Genomic DNA, 21628 nt, shown 5'->3' with positions numbered 1-21628 from the left:
GAAGTAAAACGTGAAATTAAAAGTTATATGACGTACTACAATCATTATCGCGGGCAATGGAATTTAAAAAAGTTGCCGCCTGCAAAATACAGGCAGCAACTTCAACAAATAGCATAGGCTTTTTTTAATTGTCCTTTACAAAGGGTACAGTTTATTTACTAAGAAGATATTTATTCATTTCAATCGGTGTAGTTATTACAGCTGTAGCATTAGATTTATTTCTCATACCGAATTCCGTCATTGACGGAGGGATTATCGGTATAGCACTTATATTGAATTTTATAACAGGTGCTCCATTCGGTATCCTAATCTTACTATGTAATCTTCCATTTTTATTTTTCGGGTACAAACATATAGGGAAAAACTTCTTTATTTCCTCTTCTTATGCCATTGCTTTATTGGCAATCGTTGAATTTCCACTTAAAAAAATTGGTCCATTCGTTACAGATCCCCTACTAGCCACAGTATTCGGTGGATTATTATTAGGCGCTGGCGTAGGAACAATTATACGGAATGGTGGGGCACTTGATGGGACAGAAATTCTAGGAATTTTGTTAACAAGGAAAATTCCCTACAGTGTCGGAGAATTTGTTATGTTCTTTAATCTCTTCATTTTTGGCTGGGCAGGTTTTGTACTAGGCCCTGAGAAAGCGATGTATTCAATCATTACCTATTATATTGCCTCCAAAGCAATTGATATCGTAATCCAAGGGTTAGATGAAACAAAAGCGGTTATTATCATATCAGATGAATACGAAGAACTTGGCGAGGCGATTCGATTGCGATTGGGCAGAAGCATTACCAAATTGCACGGTCGGGGTGGCTATTCGGACAATGAAAAAGATGTGATTTACGTCGTGGTCACGAGACTAGAAATATCGAAGCTCAAGCAAATTGCACATGACATCGATCCTTCTGCATTCTTGACCATCATGAACACACAGGAAACACATGGAGCTACCTTTAAATCAGCGATTCACTAACAAACAGATCTCTTCATTAAATACTATAAAAAACAACCTCACTTCCAAACATAGGAGTGAGGTTGTTTCTATTAATGGAAGACAATCGTTTTATTGTTTTCCACAATGACGCGATCTTCTAGATGCCATTTAACGGCACGCGCAAGGACACGTCTTTCAATTTGACGTCCAATCTTTTTCAATTGAACCGTATCATCTCGGTGATCGACGCGTTCAATATCTTGTTCGATGATCGGACCTTCATCCAAATCATTCGTTACATAATGTGAAGTCGCCCCAATCAATTTTACACCTCTTCCGAATGCTCTCTCGTAAGGCCGAGCTCCGATAAATGCAGGCAAAAATGAGTGATGGATATTAATGATTCGATTTGGGAAATGATTAACAAAATCCGGTGTCAAAATTTGCATATAACGTGCTAGGATTAGTACATCCACATCATATTCCTTCATTAATTGGATCTGTTGCTGCTCCACTTGTTGCCGAATGTCTTTATTTGCCGGGATGTAATGGAAAGGTATCCCTAGTGCTTCTACCATTTCACGTGAATCTTCATGATTACTGATGACCACGACGATGTCTGTATTCAAGTCCCCGTTTTGCCATTCCCACAGCAATTCCATCAAACAATACGGTTCTTTTGATACGTAAATAGCCGACCGCTTTAGTTCTGCTGCGTAGGAAAAACGATACTCCATCTCATATTCATCCGCAATTTGTTGAAAGTCTCGTTCTAATTCGTCCTTCTTCTTCAATAAGTTGTCTGAATAGAATTCAATGCGAAGATAGAAATGACCGCCTTCTGGATCGGTTGAGAATTGGCTAGATTCTACTATATTTGCTTGTTGATGTAGCAAAAATGTAGAAACTGCAGAAACAATACCGGGTTGATCCGAGCATTTGATGAGCAATCTTCCGATGTTTTGTAGTGTAGCTGACTGTTCTGCTAGGTGTGTTGACATTTTACTTCTAGTTGACATGTATTCTCCATCTCCTACTTGATAAGTTGAATTAATAATTAGATTGTTGCACTGGCCTGTCCATTTGTAAATATCTTCAATTCAACTTCTTATATTCAATAAATTTCTCCAACCACCTGTGAATAGGTAGTTGGAGAAAGTCTTCACTTCATTTAGTTTTGATAAACCTGTTCAATGAAGCATATCTCTTCTTTAATAGTATGAAGGAATTGCAATTATTTCGCAAAGGTTTGCTATTCATTTTGTTCATTCAATCCTTTTCCCATTCCTTTTAAGAAGTTCATGCCAAATGACACGGCTCGATTAATATCAGGGTCATTTAATGCTTTCATTAATTGAAGGGGACCGATTTTTTGATCATGACCATTACTGAGCTCTGCTTCATGCAAACCGCGTTGTACACTATCCGAAAGCTTTTGAATCGTTGTCGGATTGAGTGCCGTTAGCGTGCCAGCAGCTGCCATTAAATTATTCAGCAAGTTGGTGACAGGCTCTCTAGAAACCTGTCCTACCGCAATTCCAGTAATTTTTTCTTTGGCTTGAAGCATTGCTTGCAAAGCATCCAATGCTCCGATATCATGCAGCTCACCGGTTATCTCCATGATTTTTTGTATCGAATTTTCCTGTTCTGCAAGCAGCTTTTGTAGCTCCGAGAGCTTCTCCTGCTGAATTTCCATCTCCGTGCGTTCTGTTCTTTTAATAGAAGTTATCGGTGTCGCCATGTATCTTCACCTCACTATTTATTGATCTGTTAATTGGACATACCCTGGTCTATTCCACTTACGCTGTACTTCCACACCATTTTGGGGGTGCCTTTTCTTATCTCGATGATTACTCTTAGGTAGTGGATTATCACCTTTTTGACGCAATACTTCCATTCGCACCTTTGTCTGTTTGTATGCGGGTGTATTTGTCCTTTGATCTGTCGCCGGACCTGTCAGGAAGTTAATAGCGGATTGTTTATCAACCGAGTTCATCGGTAGAAACAATTCATTTTTTTGTACTCTGCTCGTAACGAGCGCAGGGAGTTTTAACGCTCCATATGGTGATACAAGACGTACAAGTGAACCACTCACTACACCACGTTCCTTTGCCAATTCAGGAGAGACTTCCACGTAAATATTAGGGACTTTTTCTTGTATCCCTTCAGATTTATTCGTCAAGTTCCCTTCATGGAAATGCTCCAGCATCCGGCCGTTGTTAATATGAAGATCATACTCATCAGGAAACTTCACCGGTTCTACCCAATCAGACAGTGCAAAACGAGCTTTTTTATCTGGGAAATTAAAGCCGTCCGTGTATAAAAGAGGTGTACTCTCTCCAGTTAAGCTTCCCCAAAGGAAACTTCCCCAACCTTCCAACATGTCATAGGAAGCTTGACTAAACATTGGACTCAAACTTGTCATTTCTTCGAATATATCCCTTGGATGTGTGTATGACCAGTTTGCTCCTAGACGATTGGCTACTTCTTGAATGATCCACCAATCTTGACGTGAGTCACCTTTATTTGGCAGTGCTTTATAAAGACGCTGAACACGTCTTTCCGTATTTGTAAATGTACCGTCTTTTTCCAACGAAGGAACAGCAGGTAAAATAACATTTGCATATTGAGCGGTGCGCGAGAAGAAGATATCTTGTACTACTAAGAAATCAAGCTTTGATAACACATCATGCACATAGTTCGCATTAGAGTCTACTAGCGCCATATCTTCCCCGACGATATACATGCCTTTCATAATGCCTTCATCGATGGAATGAAGCATCTGGATATTATCAAGCCCTGGCTTCCCTTCAATTTCTACACCATATGCCCGTTCAAATTTTTCTCTAGCTTCATCATTTGTAATATGCTGATATCCTGGCAACCAACCAGGTAAACTTCCCATGTCACATGCGCCTTGAACATTGTTATGTCCGCGTAATGGATAAGCGCCAGCTCCTGGACGACGATAATTTCCCGTTGCCAATAACAAATTAGAAATTGCTGCCGAAGTATCAGAACCACCAGTATTTTGCGTAACACCCATTCCCCAAAGGACACAGGTTCCGTCAGCATCGCGAATCAATTCCGCTGTATGGATTAACACTTCTTTCGAAATACCTGTCACTTTCTCCGCATAATCCAATGTGTATTTATCTAATACCTCTGTAAAATCTTCAAAATGTAGAACATTTTCTTCGATGAATCGCTGATCATGCCAGCCTTGATCGATCAAATATTTAGTGACCGCCATCAACCATACTTGGTCTGTTCCTTGTTGTGGAGTCATAAAAATGTCCGCCCGTTCAGCCATCTCGTGTTTTCGAAGATCCGCGACAATTAATTTTTGCTCGTGTAGTTTATGTGCACGTTTCACACGAGTGGCAAGAACCGGATGCCCTTCAGCAGGATTGGCTCCCACAATAATGACTAGTCCTGCTTCCGCTATATCCCTAATCGTCCCTGCATCTCCACCCATTCCGACAGTACGGAACAGTCCATCCGTTGCAGGTGACTGGCAATAGCGTGAGCAATTGTCCACGTTATTTGTCTCGAACACTTGGCGTGCAAATTTCTGAATGACGTAGTTCTCTTCATTCGTGATTTTGGAAGAAGAAATGACGCCAATACCGTCTCTCCCATGCTCATCACGGATTTTCCCTAGATTTTCAGCAACTACATCCAATGCTTCTTCCCATGAAGCCTCCACAAATTCGTCGCCCTTACGGATCAGTGGTGTCGTAATCCGTTGTTCGCTATTCACGAAATCCCATCCAAATTTACCTTTGATACATGTGGAGATTTGGTTGACAGGCGCATCGGAAACCGGTTGTATTTTCAATATTTTACGATCTTTCGTCCACACTTCATATGAGCAGCCGACCCCACAAAATGTGCAGACAGTTTTTGTCTTTTTGATCTTTGACTCTCTCATAGCTGATTCCACGTCTGATATCGCCATAATACTGCTATAACCCGGCTCTACCTCTTTGATCAAATCAATCATAGGATCCATCAGTTCGTCATCCATTTTGGTCATGAACCCTGCTTCTCCCAACATGGACTTTTCCATCAATGCATTACATGGACAAACCGTAATACAATGACCACAACCAACACAGGAAGAATCGTTAATTTTGGCTCCGCCATCCCAAAGAACAATCGGACGATCCCGTTCCCAATCAATTGATAATGTTTCATTCACCTGTAAGTTTTGACAGACTTCCACACATTGGCCGCAAGCGATACATTGGTTTGGATCATATCTATAAAACGGATGTGTGAAATCCACCGCATCCTTTGTACACTTCGGTTCATACGGATACTTTTGATGCTCGACCTCCATCAGTGCCACCGTGTTGTGTACCTTACAGTTGCCATTATTGTTGTCACACACCGTGCAATACAATAAATGATTTTCTAATATCCGGTCCATTGCTTCTGTCTGTGCTTCTTTTGCACGTGGTGAAGCCAATTGAACATCCATTCCATCGATTGCCTTCGTGGAACAAGCACGCGTCAATTCTCCGTTCACTTCTACAATGCAAGTATCACAAGTCTGAATCGGATCTACTTCAGGCAAATGACAAATTTGCGGATGCTCTATTTTATTTGCGTTTATAATTTGAATGATCGTCGACCCCGGTTGGAAGTCAAAGGGCTTGCCGTTGATTGTAATAGACATGTTAGTGTCCCCCTTCTCAAAATCAATTACGCCTCGGTATAATTGTGTTCAGATTTTGAATCGAACTTGCTCGGTTGGCTCCATTCAAAATCTGTGACATCCGCCGGAGGCCATATCTTTGTACAGCATGTGTTTGGACACATGCTGTGTAAAAATAAAAATCCACCATGAAAAGCACCGGCTTGATCGGCGAATTTTCATGGTGGAATAGTTTCTTAACAGGACTTGCTAAAGAACCAATCCAAATTTAATATTACATGTAGGTAGTAGATGACAACCTAGCAATCACATACTAGGCTATCATCAATTCTTAATTTAGTATAAAGTAATATGGCATGTAATACAATGCCTAAAATAAAAGTAGATAGATAATTCTGTAAATATAAGTGAGGTACACACTATGAAAAAAGTTCATGCTTTCAATGACATTATTAGGAAGTTGAGAAAAGATTTATTCGGCAAAGGGCCAGAAAGAATTCATACCATTTTTATCGACAATATGGCTGTCTCCACTCTGTATGGTAATCTTACACCGACAGAAAAATTTATTGCGGGTACACCAGAAGGCAAAGAAATGGTTCATAGAGCACGTACAGGAATGATTCAAGCCATGTATGAAAAAGAACCGCCAGAAGGATTAGAAGAATTGGTAGAAGCTAAATTTTTACACTTATTCAGCGACTTTAAGGTGGATGACGATATTGCAGTATCCGTTTTTTTATTTGATCGTTCAATCGAGTGAAAGGAGGAAAAGACATGAAGCAGCAACATTTACGGCCAATTATTCGCTTTCAGAATGGACAATTTACAACAAAAGAGGACCAAGTGGCTGTTGAATATGCGATCACCATTAAGCTGAATGATAAGGAGTTCGCCACAATCGTTTGCACACCAGAGTATATCGAGGATATGGTGATCGGTTTTTTGGCATCTGAAGGCATTGTTCCGAAATGGGAGCAGATTAAAGACATTCACTTGGACATCGAAAAGGGATTTATTCATGTTCAAACAGAGACCGTCTATCCATTCTTTGAACAACTACAAAACAAACGCTATATCACTTCTTGTTGCGGCATGAGCAGACAAGGCTTTGTCTTTGCAAGCGATGTATTGACTGCTAAAAAAATGAGCGGCATATCTGTGCAATTGTCAACAAACCAAATTTTTTCGTTGATGAATGAGATGGAGGACCAAGCAGACATGTTCCGCCACACAGGTGGCGTCCATAATGCTGCACTTTGCGATCCCGATCGGTTGCTATTATCGAGGATGGACATAGGCCGGCACAATGCCCTTGATAAAATTTACGGCCACTGTTTGAGAAACCAAATTTCTGTGCGAAATAAAATTATTGTGTTCAGCGGACGAATCTCCTCTGAAATTCTTTTGAAAGTGGCAAAAATCGGTTGTGAAATCATTTTATCAAAATCGGCTCCCACCGAATTAGCACTGACGCTTGCGGAAGATCTTGGAATTACTACTGTCGGTTTCATACGTGGCACGACATTCAATCTCTACACACATCCAGAAAGAATCATGCAAGATAATTCGGATGACTTTCCAGGTACAGCCAAAAATTAATATTGACAATTATGTGAAATGATACTAACATACAGCTTAATCCTACATCTCCGTTCAATTTTTTCAGCTTGTAATAATCGGATCTTTGAAAACCTGCTACGAAAGCGTCACTTGTACAGACTGTTTACAGAAGCTCTGAACGTGAGGAAACTATGCATTGATCTCACTGTACACTTGACACAAGAAGTACTGCATCACTTGGTATTTAATAAAAAAGGGGGGGTACGTTTGAAAAAGACAAAGAACAGATGGTTAATCGCGTTGTCTGCAGTTGGTATTCATATTTCAATCGGATCTGTATATGCTTGGAGTAACTTCACTAACCCATTGATCGAGAAATTCAATTGGTCAACAAGTCAAGTGCAACTGACCTTTAGTATCGCTATTTTATTTCTAGGACTATCCGCTGCGTTTTTAGGTCATTTTGTAGAAAAACACGGTCCTAGAAAAGCGGGATTGTTGGCGGCAATCTTCTTCGGAGTCGGCGTTACGGGATCTGGGCTAGCTGTCAGTTTATCTTCTTTGCCACTTCTTTATATTTTCTACGGCGTGCTGGGCGGAATCGGTCTAGGGGTAGGCTATATAGCTCCCGTTTCCACACTTGTAAAATGGTTCCCAGACCGAAGAGGATTGGCAACAGGCTTAGCTATTATGGGCTTCGGTTTTGCTGCAGCGATAAGTAGTCCGATCATGGAATATTTGATCGTTAACGTTGGGTTGCAGAACACATTTTACATTTTGGGAGGCTCTTATTTCGTCATCATGCTATTGTCTTCTCTATACTTAGAGAAACCAGAGGAAGGTTGGACACCTCCTGGATTTATCGAAAAAGTGCGTTCTGGCAAAGCTGAATTCAAGGTAGACCTTGCCCAACTGACTGCCAATGAAGCCATCAAAACGAAACGATTTTATTACTTATGGTTCATGTTATTTATAAACGTCACATGCGGAATTGCTATTTTATCCGCTGCTAAGCCTCTAGCCATTGATAGTATTGGAATGACTACTGTACAAGCAGCAGCTCTAGTTGGAGTACTTGGAGTATTTAATGGCGCGGGACGACTCGGGTGGGCAACTATTTCCGACTATATCGGGAGGCCAAATACGTATACTACGTTTTTTGCTCTTCAGCTCGTATTATTTGCTGTACTTCCATTCACAACAAATGCAATTTTATTTCAAATCATTTTAGCCATTATCTACACTTGCTATGGTGGTGGATTCGCGTCCATCCCCGCATTCATTGGGGATATTTTCGGAACGAAGCAACTCGGAGCGATTCATGGCTACATCCTAACAGCCTGGTCTGCTGCTGGTGTAGCCGGACCAATGTTTGCTGCTTGGATGAAAGATACGACAGGTAGCTATGAAAGCAGTTTGCTGTTTTTCGCTGGATTATTTGTCGTAGCTCTTGTAATCTCTCTCTTGATCAGAGTCGATATGAAACGTCTTCGTAATGAACAAGCTGGAATCTCCTCATCAGCAACACCTCAAGTCGCTGCAACCAAATAATAAAAGCGCATCTCATTCATTATTCTATGAATGAGATGCGCTTTTTCATTGAGCGGATTCAGTAAACGTGTCGCCACCTTTCATGCTGCCTCACTTAAACCCACGTTCAAACCAATAGGTCCGTTGCTTTGCAGTTCCATGTGTGAAACTTTCAGGAACTACATACCCTCTCGCACGTTTCTGGATCGTATCATCCCCAACTGCGCTGGCTGCTGTTATAGCTTCTTGCAGATCTCCTTGTTCCAAGTATCCACGACCTTCTGCATAGTGAGCCCATACTCCTGCAAAATAATCTGCTTGCAATTCAAACCGCACTAAATATTTATTGAATTCACTTTCACTCATTTTCTGACGCAACGGCATGACTTGATCAGAAATACCTAGCAAGGTTTGAACATGATGTCCAACTTCGTGTGCAATTACATACGCCATCGCAAAATCGCCTGGCGCTTTGAATGATGTCTTCAATTCATCATAAAATTCAAGATCGATATACAACTTTCGATCTCCGGGACAATAAAAAGGTCCTGCAGCGGCACTTCCAAATCCACACGCAGTCTGAACTTGTCCTGTATACAGCACGAGCGTAGGATTTTCATACTGAAGACCTTCTTGCCTGAATAAATCTGTCCAAATATCTTCCGTGTCTGCTAATACGACTGACACAAAGTCCGCTAATTCCTTATCCTGCTCCGTTTCAATATATGGCTGTTCAGACCCTGTACTCGCCCCGTTATCCAGAAGGTCTGTTGGATTTCCGCCTAATAATAAAAATAAGATGATTCCGACGATCCCTAGACCACCACCACCTAACGCAATAGCGCCACCACTACTTCTACCTCGGCGATCTTCCACATTTGAACTTTTTCTACGTCCTTCTGTTTTCATGACATCTCCTCCACTCCTTCTCCCATTTGCGTGGAAGGTCTGATGAGTATGTAGGTAATACTTGTTTTCAACATACCCAACTTTACAGTGAAACAAACAATATAGCCAAACAGCTTGGAATATGTAGTTATTCAGTAGATATCTATTTCACATGTAGGTTTTTTCATATATACTTTAGTGGTGCAAACTTATGAAGGAGTGATTTTGTTGAGTAGTCAGAAATCTGTCTATAATTTTAATGCAGGTCCATCAGCTCTTCCGCGTGAAGTGCTAGAAAAAGCCCAATCAGAGCTTGTCGATTTTAAAGATTCTGGAATGTCTATTATGGAGATGAGCCATCGTAGCGCTGCCTATGAAGAAGTACATAATCAAGCGATTCTTCGTTTGAGATCACTTTTCTCCATCCCTGAAAACTATGAAGTTTTATTGTTGCAAGGTGGGGCAAGTCTTCAATTCGCTATGATTCCCATGAATTTTCTTACATCTGCAAAAAAAGCAAGCTATATTATGTCAGGTGCTTGGTCAGACAAGGCGCTAAAAGAAGCAAAAACAATTGGTGAGGTGTACGAGGCCGCATCTACAAAAGAAGTAAACTACAATAGAGTTCCTACGTTAGATGAAATCAAGTGGGATGAAAATGATGCGTATGTTCACATTACTTCCAATAACACGATTTTCGGTACGCAATTCCAAGAGTTCCCAACCACTGGGGCTGTACCTTTAATTGCTGACATGTCCAGTGATATCTTGTCGAGACCAGTGGATGTAAGCAAATTTGGTATGATTTATGCGGGTGCGCAAAAAAATCTTGGACCTTCTGGTGTAACAGTTGCTATTATTCGAAAAGATTTATTGGAAAATGCGAATGCTTCGATTCCAACTATTCTAAAATATAGCACGCACGCTTCAAACAATTCTTTATACAATACCCCCCCTTCTTTTGGGATTTATATGTTAGGTGAAGTATTGGCTTGGATGGAGGAACAGGGTGGTCTTGAAAAAGTCGCACAGAATAATGAAGCAAAAGCTAAACTGATCTATGATGCCATCGACAATAGTAATGGTTTTTACACTGGTCATGCAGAAAAAGAAAGCCGTTCTCTGATGAACATTACTTTCCGCCTTGCAGACGAGCAACTTGAAAAGCAATTTTTACAAGAAGCGAAGGAGGCAGGTTTTGTTGGATTGAACGGTCACCGCTCCGTTGGTGGATGCCGTGCGTCTGCTTACAATGCTGTTCCATTTACAGCTTGCCAAGCTTTGCAGCAGTTCATGGAAGAATTCCAAGCAAAACATCAATAATTATATTGAAAAACCAGGCACTCTATTTAAGAGTGACCTGGTTTTTCAATGGGTAATTACGCTAAATTCTTTCGAAAATGCTTGTTGAAGCGAACTAAACGTTTGAATGTTTGTAAAATCAAGACCTAATTCTGTAGACGCATGCGCAATTTCTGGACGAATACCTGTAATCGTAGACTTGGTCCCTAACAAATCCAATACCTTTGTAATTTGGAAAATCTTCTGTGCAACCAATGTATCAATAACATTTACTCCAGATAAATCGATATATAAATGGGTAATATCGACTTCCAAACATTTTGCCGGAATGCTCTCCAACATAATTTGCGCTCTCAGTTCATCCATATCCCCAATCAAAGGAACGACCCCTACATGTTGAGTTAGTTTGATGACAGGTGAACTTAATTCATTGATCAAACTTTGTTGTACATCAAATCTACTGTTAATAAATTTATTATAAGCTGCCGCAAAGTCAACATAAATGTAATCAAATGCCCTATTAATCGTTTCACTCCACCGTACATAATCATCTATCTTAACGCTTTCTTCATTTGAAAGATAAAATTCTTTTATAAATCTCCAATACGTCAAGCGAACGTTGCTTAACGCTTCCAATACATCTTCTATAGGGGTTTTGCTGTTTACCCTGCTTAGAGCAACGACAGTAGCCCATTTCTTTTTATTCTTTTCGAATATTTCCGTGTCATCTAAAAGACTGCTAGTAATTGTTAAAATGGTTAATTTATTCTGCTCACGAAGCGTTTCCTCTGTTTCTTGGCTAGCACGTAACGAATATACAGATCCGTCCTCCACTTTTCTCATTGCTAGCCAAGTATCTGTAATATATGGCAATTGAGCTAGCAAAAACTCATATAGCTTAATATCGATCTGTTCCATCACATGTCCTCCTGAATATCACCATTATTCTACGTATCATACTACATTTGTATTTTAAAGAGCATTCATTGAATAAACACAAGCAGTTGATTGTTTTCAAAATCAAAGATATTGAGAATAACGCCAAGTGCTGTAATGTATTTATACAACGACTCATAATAGATAGACCCGTATTCTTTTTCATACTCCGCGATCATGTATGGATACTCATCATCATCGGGGATAGGTAGATACTTCCATGGGCGTGGAGTATCCTTTGACTTTTCAGCATGTGCTTCACTTAATATATTGTAAAAAAGCTCAACCTTTTCTTTGGGAAAATTATAATATTGAACCTGATCCTTCTCTTGGAACAATTCTAAATTTCGTCTAAGCCATTCTACAATTTGGTGTTCAATAGGTGCTTGATGAACCTTCTTACATGTCTGTTCATGGAGACGTCCTTCGCTCACTTCACTATTATCATGATAAACAATGTATAAAAACTCCAAGAAAGTCCCCTCCCTCAATAGTAGATCTCTAATTATTCTCAGTTAATGTAATAATTAACCACAATACTTTTCAATTTTATTATACCTTAGAAAGCTTACGTTTATCATGATATTTAATATTTTGTTCCTTGATCACCATATTCTTTAAGTAATTCCTCAAAACTTTTATTTTTCTCTCGTTCTTTACGTTCTTTTATCCTCTTTTCTTTTTCTAGCTCTTTTTTCTTTTGTTCGGCTGTTGTAAGTTCTGACTTTGCATTTTTTAGTTTTGCAAGTATGTCATCACTTACCAAGTCGGATAGAAGTGTTACCGTTTCTTCTGTGTTGTTTTTCTGCTGCGCACTATGAACTTTCCCCGCTTTTTTTGACATGTATTTCACTACTTTCGTTTTTTTATGACTCCATATTACTGATGAAATTATTAAGGTCTCTGCATTGCCCTAATTCTTCTTTATTACGTACAATAGAATAAGGGAGGGATGTTTATGTTTAGTTTACCAAAAAACGTGACACTAATCGAGGTTGGACCGCGGGATGGTTTACAAAATGAAAAAAACAGTATCCCGACAGAAGCAAAGTTATCGTATATACACGCTTTGCAGCAAGCTGGTGTGCAAGAGATGGAACTTACCTCTTTTGTGTCTCCTAACTGGGTACCACAGATGGCTGATGCGCGAGAAATTATGTACCACGCAAAGAAGAAAGGACGACAGATCGTTCTAGTACCTAATGAAAAAGGGATGCAGGCAGCACTCAATGTAGGATCTGATAGTTTGGCTGTCTTTATAGGGGTCAGCGATACGTTTAACGTAAAGAATATCAATCGTTCTACTGCCGACAGCTTAACTTCATTGCGACCTCTGATCCAGCAATTAAAAGAAGATGGTTGCTATGTTAGGGCTTGTATTTCTACAGCATTTCACTGTCCATATGAAGGAGCTATCAAACCTGAACGAACTCTAGCTCTATGTCATCAGTTTATTGATATGGGCGTCGATGAATTAAGCATAGCCGACACAGATGGAATGGCTAATCCGGTAGATTGTTACTCATTATTCAGCAGTCTCAAAGCGATGTTTCCAGGTGTATTACTCACCGCTCACTTTCACGACACACGCAAAATGGGAATCGCTAATGTTTTCTCTTCTTTACAAGCGGGCATTGATCGTTTTGACACATCTGCCGGCGGATTAGGTGGTTGTCCATTTGCACCCGGTGCGACAGGTAATGTAGCAACTGAGGATGTACTATATTTGCTTCATTCTCTCCACATTGAGACAGGAATCGATATAGATGGAGTCTGCCATGCAGTGGATAAGCTAGCTCCTTATCTTTGTAGACCCATTGAAACCGCTATGTACAAATTCTATAAAGAGGAGCAGTAAGTAAGAGAGGAGCAATTTTGTTGAAACGTAGAGTCATGTATATGGTAGGTGTTATTTCCAGTGTATGTACGGCCGTGCTAACGATTTTTGGAATACTCGTCACCAATCGGATGATGTACCTTAAGATAAAAGACTCAGAATTCATTTTGCAACGCGAAACGATTGCGAAACGTTTTGACCATCAGTGGTTTGAAACGGTTCGAAAAGATGATATATGGATTCCTTCACCGAACGGATACAACTTACGTGCCATTTTTTTGCGTCCGCTAGATACAACGAGAACGGTTGTGATCTGTCATGGTGTAACAGAGAACAAAGTGAATTCCATAAAGTATGCTCGATTATTCGAACGTCTTGGGTTTAATTCGGTCATTTTTGATCATCGTCGTCATGGAGATTCAGGTGGAAAGACGACAAGCTTTGGATATTACGAAAAAATAGATTTAAAAGCAGTTGTGTCTGCTGTACGGAATCGAGTGGGAAAGCGTGCTTTGGTTGGGATCCATGGGGAGTCAATGGGAGCGGCAACTACCCTTTTATATGCAGGTACTTATGAAGATGAGGCCGATTTCTATATTTCAGATTGTCCATTCTCCGATTTTTCCGAACAATTAATGCATATTATTCGAACAGAGATGCCAATTCGAACATCGATGAGTTTACGTGTCGCCAACTTGTTTTTAAAAATTCGTGATGGGTATACGTCTGCGGCTGTCTCGCCTCGCGAAGTCATAAAGTATATTGACAAACCCGTCTTATTCATTCACAGCTTAGAAGATACGTTCATCTTACCTCATATGACGGAAGAATTATATGCCCTTAAAGAAGGCGATAAAATGATAAAACTATTTGAAAAAGGAGCACACGCAAAATCTTACAACGACAATCCTCAAGAATACTTACAGACGGTTAAAACATTTTTGAATCGTTTTCGGTTATCTTAATTGCGATAATAAGGAACTACATGTCAGTCATTTGCACATAGAAGTGGTTGCTTCCCCAAATTTGTACTCCCACTGTGCACTTGCAATCAGCAGATGGCAACACGTATAGAAGTGAAGGTATTCTATTTCATACAGAAAAAACAAAACTCCGTATGAGCCATAGAGCTAGCAACGGAGTTTCTACTTATTTCTTTTTATCGGGCTTATCTTGTACTTTGTTCATTTGAGCCATCATTTGATTAATTTTCTTTTGTGAAGGTTTTTGTCCCATTTGCATCATCATCATACGTAACATTTGTTCATTAATCGGTGGATTATCCTTCAAATAATTCATCATATATTTACGCGCGATGAAAAAGCCGAGTGCCACCCCGCCGATCAAAGCGACGACGATCAATACAATTGCTATCCATAAAGTCATTGCTGCCAAACCTCCTTCACTACAAAATAGTTCGATTACGTACTACCAAGAAGGATTATACAACATAGCAGCAGTGAATAGCAATGACTCTTCATAAAATATGCAGAAGTTTTTATATTACTACATCTTCTAAGATCATTCGCTCAGAATATTTGAGTGGTTTTAACCAACCGCATTCCTCTTGTTCATTCATTACAGCAAAAAAACGATCTGTAGAGCTAGATAGCGCGACAAATAAATCTAAGTCTAACATTCTCGATCCTTGACAATAAACTTGGATGCAATGCGAACCCGTCTTGATAAAAACCTCTCCCTTAATCAAATGGGTCAGTCGATACTCATTATGGTATGAATCAACTTCGTGAAAACTTTTTCCCAGTTTACCTTTGATGAGCTGATCTAGTTCTAATTCATTTAATTGATCGCATAAATATTCAATTTCCTGATAATTAGTAGAAGGACCCATTGCTAACAAATCAAATAATAACCGTTCACGTCCCATTATGAAGGTTTGATATTCTGCTTTAATCTTGAAAATTTCATATTTCCTCATAAAGAACACCTCCTAAAACCTATCATAGAGCTTGTCCGGTCAAAATTATGTCAGATTGCGGAAAACTTCCTCACTATTATTGTCGGAAAGTCACGAGTTGATCTTTTCCACTCATAACGTTGACATTACCTTTGTACAAAAAGAACAATCAATAAAAAAACACATCCCTAGTCATAAAACTGAGAGATGTGCTGATATATCGATATTATTTTCCAACAAGTTTTGTCATTTGCGTGACTACATTATCTACTGTAAAGCCGAATTTCTCAATAACAAGATCTCCAGGAGCACTTGCGCCAAATGTGTCGATCGCCATGACAATGCCTTCATCGCCTACATATTTATGCCAACCAAGAGAAGCACCCATTTCGATTGCTACTCTCTTTTTGACTTGTTTCGGTAAAACGGAATCTTTATACGCTTGGTCTTGTTTCTCAAACAAATCCCAAGACGGCATAGAGACTACACTTACGTCGATATTCTGCTCTTTTAGAGATTTTTGTGCCGCTACCGCCAAACTAACTTCCGAACCGCTTGCAATTAACAATCCGTCCGCTTGTTCTTTAGAAGAAGGTGATACGACATAAGCACCTTTTTGTACTGAGTCCATCGCTAACTCTTTTGTCTTTGGCAACACTTCAAGATTTTGTCTAGACAAAACGAGAACTGTCGGTGTGTCTTTTGAAGTGATAGCCGTGTGCCAAGCAGCGGATGTTTCATTTCCATCTGCCGGACGAATAATAGATAAGCCCGGCATTGCTCGTAATGAAGCTAACTGCTCTACTGGTTCATGCGTAGGACCGTCTTCTCCCACTGCTACACTGTCATGAGTAAACACGTATGTTACAGGCAAGCCCATTAAAGCAGAGAGTCTAATAGCCGGTCTAACATAGTCACTGAACACGAAGAATGTGCCTCCGAAGACTGAAACACCGCCATGTAAAGCCATTCCGTTCAACGCAGTTCCCATTGCAAATTCACGTACGCCAAACCAAATATTACGACCTTTATAATCCTCAGGAGTGAAATCCCCGGCATTTTTAATAGATGTTTTATTAGAACCTGCAAGGTCTGCACTTCCACCAAATAAAGATGGCAATACAGTGGCCAACGCATTAATGGAGTCTCCAGAAGCTGAGCGAGTTGCTACAGAAGCGCCAGATTCATAAACAGGCATTTGTTCTTTTAAGTCGCTAGGAAGTTCATTGGCAATAGAACGTTTTAACTGAGCAGCCAATTCTGTATGTTCGTTTTCGTATTGTTCGAACAACTCATTCCATTGTTGCTCTTTTTGAACACCTAGTTCATCAGTTGCCTCTTTAAAACAATTATATACGTCTTCAGGAACATGGAAATCTTCTTCAAATGTCCATTTATAGTACTCTTTCGTAAGAGCTAATTCTTCTTCACCAAGAGGTGCACCATGTACGTCGGATTTACCAGACTTATTAGGGGAACCATATCCGATGACAGTTTTCACTTCAATGATTGTTGGACCACCAGTGAGGCCTTTTGCTTCTTTAATCGCTTCAGTTAGTGATTCGATGTCATTTCCATCATCCACACGTAAATAATTCCATCCATATGATTCAAAACGCTTTTTGATATTTTCAGAGAACGACATGCCTAAATCTCCGTCCAAAGAAATATCATTACTGTCATACAGTACAATTAACTTATCTAGCTGTAAGTGGCCAGCTAGTGAAATCGCTTCAGCTGCTACGCCCTCCATCAAATCGCCATCTCCGCATAGAGCGTAAGTATGATGATCGACAATGTCGAAACCAGGTTTATTATAAGTGGCAGCTAAGTGTTTTTCAGCCATTGCCATTCCAACAGCCATTCCAATACCTTGACCTAGTGGACCAGTCGTTGCTTCCACACCTGCTGTATGACCATACTCTGGATGTCCAGGTGTTTTAGAATCCCACTGTCTAAAGTTCTTGATATCATCAATGGTTAATCCATAACCACTTAAATGAAGCAAACTATAAAGTAGCATAGAACCATGACCAGCCGAGAGCACAAAGCGATCTCGATTAAACCATTGCGGATTCGTTGGATTATGATGCAGAAACTTTGTCCATAAAGTATAAGCCATTGGAGCCGCACCCATCGGTAAACCTGGGTGACCTGAATTCGCTTTTTCAATTGCATCGATTGATAGCGTTCGGATTGTCGTTATTGCCAGTTGATCGATCTTTTCGGTCATTCTGTACATCCTTTCCTTACTGTCTCTTCTAATTGTTTTTATAAGTATTCCTTCTATAGTGTAGTCAATTCCTTTGTGAATTACAATATTAATCAGCTGGTAGGACCTAATTTAACGGCTTCTGATTCTCTCTCGCTTCTTTGACCTTTTCTGGTGTCACATCATTTCCTTCAGCATCAATTACTTTCACTGATTCAATGGTCTCGCGCATACTGGATCGGAATGTCTCTAAATATTCTTTTCTAAGCAGTGTTTGTTCTTTTGCTTCTTCAATAGAAAGTCCTGTTGTCTTCGATTTATTTGCCAGTTCATTAATACGTTTCATCTTCTTTTCTGATAGCATCGTTACTACCTCCAAAACTTCATTATTTATAAAATGTAAACAACCTGGAGGAAAAGTGCAAACGATTAGTGTTCCCGCTCTTGAAACTCTTTATATCTTCGGTGCACAGTCGCTTTACTAACTGAATGACCTAGCCCCTTCAATACTTTAGAAATTTCATCGAATGTCAAACCTTTATTCCGCAGCGAAACAATTTCTTCGATAGGAAGTTCCAGTCGTTCTCTTCCTGGGCCTCGATTAATATTGTGCAAGTTTTGGGAAGGATCATAACCTCTCTCAACTGCCCTTTTCATTCCTCTGCGTATTTTGGCATTATGCAGTTTTCGTTGGTATTCTTCTACAATTGCTAAAATCTCAAGCAACATCGTATCCATTTCATTTAATTCTATAATGCCGTTTGAATGATTCGAAATAACAGCTGTTTCTGTTTTAGCTATTACATGCAGTATTGCCACTCTAGCATTTCCTCTTCCCAATCGAGTTTCATCCTGTACCAATACTGCATCGATTTTTTCATTCTGGACTTTATCTAACAACGCCAACAATCCTTCACGATCCATATCGTAGCCACTCTGACGATCGGTAAATATCCCCACACACTCATATGACATTTCCGTCGCCAGCTGTTCCAATTCTTCCTGTTGTCTGATGATGGATTGTTCTTGGGTTTCTTTTTCAGTACTGACTCGACAATAAATCACACATTTCTTCTCCATTATCTTGCTTCCTCTCCCACTTCAGCCATACGATGGTCTGCATGATTGTTTATTTTAACAGGGAGACGTAGTAATTCGCCTGAAATGATTTGATCAGTCTGCAAATCGTTTAACGTTTTCACTTGCTCAATCCAGTGGTATGGTGGTGTTCCCTCAGAATAGTTAGCGGCTAATCCCCACAATGTATCACCCTCATCAATAATAATTTCCATATAAGCATCTTCCTCAGAAAGCTTGTCCAGTTGGTAAGCAGCAAAAGAAATACAAATTAGTAATAGTACTACAAAATACAAATTTTCTTTAAGAATTTTCATAATGAAACCCCCTATAGTTCCTTTTCAAGAATACACGTTCGGAATATTTGTTCTCATTATAAGAGAACATACGATTGCCTGTCAAGCAAAATTCGAACCTTTGTTTGATTACTAATCGAACGCATGTTATACTATATTCAAAATACTTGTTATGTAAGACTTGATAGTAAATTTGAAGAGGTGAATAATTTGAAAAAAATATCTAAAAGACAAGAAGAAATTTTAGCTTTCATCAAAGATGAAGTCCGGTTAAAAGGATACCCACCCTCCGTCCGAGAAATTGGTGAAGCAGTTGGCCTTGCATCTAGCTCCACCGTACATGGCCACTTATCCCGATTAGAAAATAAAGGATTTATTCGCCGAGATCCAACAAAACCACGCGCTATTGAAGTGCTTGACCCTGAAGGGCTTGATGAGTTAAAAAGTGGTGTCATGCATGTTCCTTTGATTGGAAAAGTTACAGCCGGCAATCCCATCACAGCAGTTGAAAATATAGAAGAGTATTTTCCTTTACCTGATACTTTTGGTTCTTCAGAAGATGAGATTTTCATGTTAGAGATTGTAGGAGATAGTATGATTGAAGCTGGTATTTTAAACGGAGACCGAGTGATTGTAAGACAAACACATACCGCGTCTAACGGGGAAATCGTAGTAGCGATGACAGAAGAAGATGAAGCTACTGTAAAACGGTTTTTCAAAGAGAAAGACTTTTTCCGCTTACAGCCAGAAAATTCTTCTATGGATCCTATTATTGTGAATCACGTTACGATACTCGGAAAAGTTGTCGGGGTTTATCGTACAATCCATTAAAAAAAGTGTATCAAGAACCTCAATAGGTTTTTGATACACTTTTTTTCATATTAAATTTTGCTCCAATAGTTGTTCCATGGAAGTTAGAACCGCTGTCTTTACATGTTCATACGTTAGGCCACCCTGAATATAGGCGGTATAGGGTGGTCTGATTGGGCCGTCAGCCGTCAGCTCGATACTAGCCCCTTGTATGAACGTCCCTGCGGCCATTATCACGTCATCTGAATAGCCTGGCATATAGGAAGGTACTGGCGCATAGTGTGCATTAATTGGAGAATTTTGCTGGATCATCTGACAAAACATAATCATTTGTTCTGCGGATGAAAAGTTTACGGATTGAATGAGATCGGTACGCTGTTCACGGTAATGTGGTGTCGTATCCATCCCAAATTGTTCAAAAAACGCTGCGGTGAACAATGCACCTTTGACTGCTTGACTCACTACATGTGGTGCTAAAAAGAAGCCTTGATACATTTCCCGTAACGTATCCAAAGAGGCACCTGCTTCTGCGCCTAATCCGGGCGATGTCATGCGGTATGCACATTTTTCAACCAAGTCTTTTTTCCCTGCTATGTACCCGCCTGTTCTTACCAGACCCCCGCCAGGATTTTTAATGAGCGATCCGGCCATTAAATCGGCCCCTACCTCCGTCGGCTCTTGTTGCTCCACGAATTCACCGTAACAGTTGTCTACAAAAATGATGACATCCTCACTCATTTTACGGATTTCCTGAATCATGGCCGCGATTTCATGAATACGAAATGATGGGTTGCTCGAATATCCTTTTGAGCGTTGGATGGCAACAACTTTTGTTTTAGCTGAAATTGCTTCTTTTACTTTAGCATAGTTGACTGTCCCGTCCGACAGTAAGTCAATGTGCTGATAGGAAATCTGATAATCCTCTAAAGATCCGGTATCTCTCCCATTCCCCGAAATAATCGATTCCAATGTGTCATATGGTTTTCCGGTAATATACAGAAGTTCATCTCCTGGACGTAGGACTCCGAATAAACTGATTGTAATCGCGTGAGTACCGGAGATGATTTGATTTCTGACCAAGCAATCTTCAGCGCCGAAAACATCTGAATAGACTTGTTCCAATACATCTCGTCCACTGTCATCATAGCCATAACCAGTGGAACCCGTTAAATGAAAATCACTTACACGATTTTGCTTAAAGGCTTGTAGTACTTTTCGTTGATTAAAAAAAGCGATTTCTTCAACTTTTTTTACATACGGTTCAATCAGCCGTTCTGCTTTTTGAGATTTGATAAGTAATTGATCATTGATTGGATTGATTTTCATATGTAGTACCTCATTTCTATTTGTTCAACTTCTATTTTAGCAGAATAAACGCCACTGCCCTATTAAAGGACACAAAAAAACAGGCGTTTGCCTGTTTATTGTTCATCCTTTAAAATTACGGGTTTTGCAGGAGCAAATGTGGATATCGCATGTTTGTATATGAGTTGCTGCTTTCCATCTGATTCGAGCAAAACCGTATAGTTGTCATATGACTTGATGAGACCTTTAAGTTGAAAACCATTCAATAGGAAAATCGTAACAAATGTGTTGCTCTTACGTAATGAATTTAAAAATGTGTCTTGCATATTTCCTTGTGCCATTCAATT

The 21628-nt window shown here is 39.8% G+C and carries 24 protein-coding genes; 9 read left to right on the top strand and 15 right to left on the bottom strand.

The window, feature by feature from the left end:
• Both GD002_RS05705 and GD002_RS05700 read left to right on the top strand, forming a co-directional pair.
• Positions 1-117, top strand: a 117-nt coding sequence (locus tag GD002_RS05705; RefSeq protein ID WP_153731381.1) for an IS3 family transposase, incomplete at its 5' end; no start/stop codon positions are given.
• 11 nt (positions 118-128) lie between these two features.
• Positions 129-983: a YitT family protein gene (locus GD002_RS05700; protein WP_153731380.1), complete on the top strand. Its 855-nt coding sequence runs from the start codon at positions 129-131 to the stop codon at positions 981-983.
• 71 nt (positions 984-1054) lie between these two features.
• On the opposite strand, the gene purU is transcribed toward GD002_RS05700, so the two are convergent.
• The 3 genes from purU to fdhF form a co-directional block, all read right to left on the bottom strand.
• The gene (purU, locus tag GD002_RS05695; protein ID WP_153731390.1) at positions 1055-1945 is read right to left on the bottom strand and encodes a formyltetrahydrofolate deformylase; all 891 of its coding nucleotides are present in this window, start codon (positions 1943-1945) and stop codon (positions 1055-1057) included.
• Positions 1946-2196: 251 nt separating this feature from the next.
• Complete coding sequence (locus GD002_RS05690; RefSeq protein ID WP_153731379.1) at positions 2197-2685, bottom strand: DUF1641 domain-containing protein; 489 nt, start codon at positions 2683-2685, stop codon at positions 2197-2199.
• Between the two features lie 18 nt (positions 2686-2703).
• Positions 2704-5628 (bottom strand): formate dehydrogenase subunit alpha, encoded by a 2925-nt coding sequence (gene fdhF, locus GD002_RS05685; RefSeq protein WP_153731378.1) that lies wholly within the window; start codon positions 5626-5628, stop codon positions 2704-2706.
• A 400-nt stretch (positions 5629-6028) separates the two neighbouring features.
• Between fdhF and GD002_RS05680 the strand changes: the two genes are divergently transcribed.
• The 3 genes from GD002_RS05680 (at position 6029) to GD002_RS05670 (ending at position 8721) form a co-directional block, all read left to right on the top strand.
• On the top strand, positions 6029-6370 hold the full coding sequence (locus tag GD002_RS05680; RefSeq protein WP_153731377.1) for a DUF2294 domain-containing protein: 342 nt from the start codon (positions 6029-6031) through the stop codon (positions 6368-6370).
• Positions 6371-6384: 14 nt separating this feature from the next.
• Positions 6385-7209 carry a formate dehydrogenase accessory sulfurtransferase FdhD gene (fdhD, locus tag GD002_RS05675; protein ID WP_153731376.1) on the top strand — a complete coding sequence of 275 codons (825 nt, stop codon included), beginning with the start codon at positions 6385-6387 and terminating at the stop codon, positions 7207-7209.
• Positions 7210-7437: 228 nt separating this feature from the next.
• Positions 7438-8721, top strand: coding sequence for an L-lactate MFS transporter (locus tag GD002_RS05670; protein ID WP_153731375.1), 1284 nt, complete (start codon positions 7438-7440; stop codon positions 8719-8721).
• A 90-nt stretch (positions 8722-8811) separates the two neighbouring features.
• Here GD002_RS05670 and ypfJ read toward each other — a convergent pair whose 3' ends face one another.
• Entirely contained in the window at positions 8812-9609 is a 798-nt protein-coding gene (gene ypfJ / locus GD002_RS05665) for a KPN_02809 family neutral zinc metallopeptidase (RefSeq protein WP_153731374.1), read from the bottom strand.
• Positions 9610-9813: 204 nt separating this feature from the next.
• Here ypfJ and serC point away from each other — a divergent pair, with 204 nt between their 5' ends.
• Positions 9814-10911, top strand: a complete 1098-nt coding sequence (gene serC, locus GD002_RS05660) for a 3-phosphoserine/phosphohydroxythreonine transaminase (RefSeq protein ID WP_153731373.1) — start codon at positions 9814-9816, stop codon at positions 10909-10911.
• A 45-nt stretch (positions 10912-10956) separates the two neighbouring features.
• Here serC and GD002_RS05655 read toward each other — a convergent pair whose 3' ends face one another.
• From GD002_RS05655 to GD002_RS05645, 3 genes are all read right to left on the bottom strand, one after another.
• Positions 10957-11808, bottom strand: a complete 852-nt coding sequence (locus tag GD002_RS05655; RefSeq protein WP_153731372.1) for an STAS domain-containing protein — start codon at positions 11806-11808, stop codon at positions 10957-10959.
• Between the two features lie 65 nt (positions 11809-11873).
• Complete coding sequence (locus GD002_RS05650) at positions 11874-12299, bottom strand: hypothetical protein (protein WP_153731371.1); 426 nt, start codon at positions 12297-12299, stop codon at positions 11874-11876.
• A 113-nt stretch (positions 12300-12412) separates the two neighbouring features.
• Positions 12413-12670: a YqkE family protein gene (locus GD002_RS05645; protein WP_153731370.1), complete on the bottom strand. Its 258-nt coding sequence runs from the start codon at positions 12668-12670 to the stop codon at positions 12413-12415.
• 114 nt (positions 12671-12784) lie between these two features.
• Here GD002_RS05645 and GD002_RS05640 point away from each other — a divergent pair, with 114 nt between their 5' ends.
• Both GD002_RS05640 and GD002_RS05635 read left to right on the top strand, forming a co-directional pair.
• Positions 12785-13684, top strand: a complete 900-nt coding sequence (locus GD002_RS05640) for a hydroxymethylglutaryl-CoA lyase (RefSeq protein WP_153731369.1) — start codon at positions 12785-12787, stop codon at positions 13682-13684.
• 20 nt (positions 13685-13704) lie between these two features.
• A complete protein-coding gene (locus GD002_RS05635; RefSeq protein WP_153731368.1) occupies positions 13705-14628 on the top strand; it encodes an alpha/beta hydrolase in 924 nt (307 codons plus the stop codon).
• Between the two features lie 184 nt (positions 14629-14812).
• On the opposite strand, the gene GD002_RS05630 is transcribed toward GD002_RS05635, so the two are convergent.
• The 6 genes from GD002_RS05630 to yneA all read right to left on the bottom strand — a co-directional run bounded on the left by GD002_RS05630 (position 14813) and on the right by yneA (position 19187).
• Positions 14813-15049 (bottom strand): YneF family protein, encoded by a 237-nt coding sequence (locus GD002_RS05630; protein WP_153731367.1) that lies wholly within the window; start codon positions 15047-15049, stop codon positions 14813-14815.
• Between the two features lie 112 nt (positions 15050-15161).
• Complete coding sequence (gene sirA, locus GD002_RS05625; protein WP_153731366.1) at positions 15162-15602, bottom strand: sporulation inhibitor of replication protein SirA; 441 nt, start codon at positions 15600-15602, stop codon at positions 15162-15164.
• Positions 15603-15807: 205 nt separating this feature from the next.
• Positions 15808-17814: a transketolase gene (gene tkt, locus GD002_RS05620; RefSeq protein WP_153731365.1), complete on the bottom strand. Its 2007-nt coding sequence runs from the start codon at positions 17812-17814 to the stop codon at positions 15808-15810.
• A 106-nt stretch (positions 17815-17920) separates the two neighbouring features.
• Positions 17921-18157 (bottom strand): DUF896 domain-containing protein, encoded by a 237-nt coding sequence (locus tag GD002_RS05615; protein WP_153731364.1) that lies wholly within the window; start codon positions 18155-18157, stop codon positions 17921-17923.
• 65 nt (positions 18158-18222) lie between these two features.
• Positions 18223-18873: a YneB family resolvase-like protein gene (locus GD002_RS05610; protein WP_153731363.1), complete on the bottom strand. Its 651-nt coding sequence runs from the start codon at positions 18871-18873 to the stop codon at positions 18223-18225.
• A complete protein-coding gene (yneA, locus tag GD002_RS05605; protein WP_153731362.1) occupies positions 18873-19187 on the bottom strand; it encodes a cell division suppressor protein YneA in 315 nt (104 codons plus the stop codon). Before yneA ends, GD002_RS05610 begins: the two co-directional genes overlap by 1 nt.
• A gap of 189 nt (positions 19188-19376) precedes the next feature.
• Here yneA and lexA point away from each other — a divergent pair, with 189 nt between their 5' ends.
• Positions 19377-19997, top strand: a complete 621-nt coding sequence (gene lexA / locus GD002_RS05600; RefSeq protein ID WP_153731361.1) for a transcriptional repressor LexA — start codon at positions 19377-19379, stop codon at positions 19995-19997.
• 45 nt (positions 19998-20042) lie between these two features.
• On the opposite strand, the gene GD002_RS05595 is transcribed toward lexA, so the two are convergent.
• Both GD002_RS05595 and hfq read right to left on the bottom strand, forming a co-directional pair.
• Positions 20043-21302 (bottom strand): methionine gamma-lyase family protein, encoded by a 1260-nt coding sequence (locus GD002_RS05595; RefSeq protein WP_153731360.1) that lies wholly within the window; start codon positions 21300-21302, stop codon positions 20043-20045.
• Between the two features lie 95 nt (positions 21303-21397).
• Positions 21398-21622: an RNA chaperone Hfq gene (gene hfq / locus GD002_RS05590; RefSeq protein ID WP_153731359.1), complete on the bottom strand. Its 225-nt coding sequence runs from the start codon at positions 21620-21622 to the stop codon at positions 21398-21400.
• Between the last annotated feature and the right edge of the window lie 6 nt (positions 21623-21628).

This window comes from Sporosarcina obsidiansis (assembly GCF_009651005.1).
Lineage (GTDB): Bacteria > Bacillota > Bacilli > Bacillales_A > Planococcaceae > Sporosarcina > Sporosarcina obsidiansis.
Note: the sequence above shows the minus strand (reverse complement) of the source record. Positions and strands in the feature narration are given on the sequence as shown.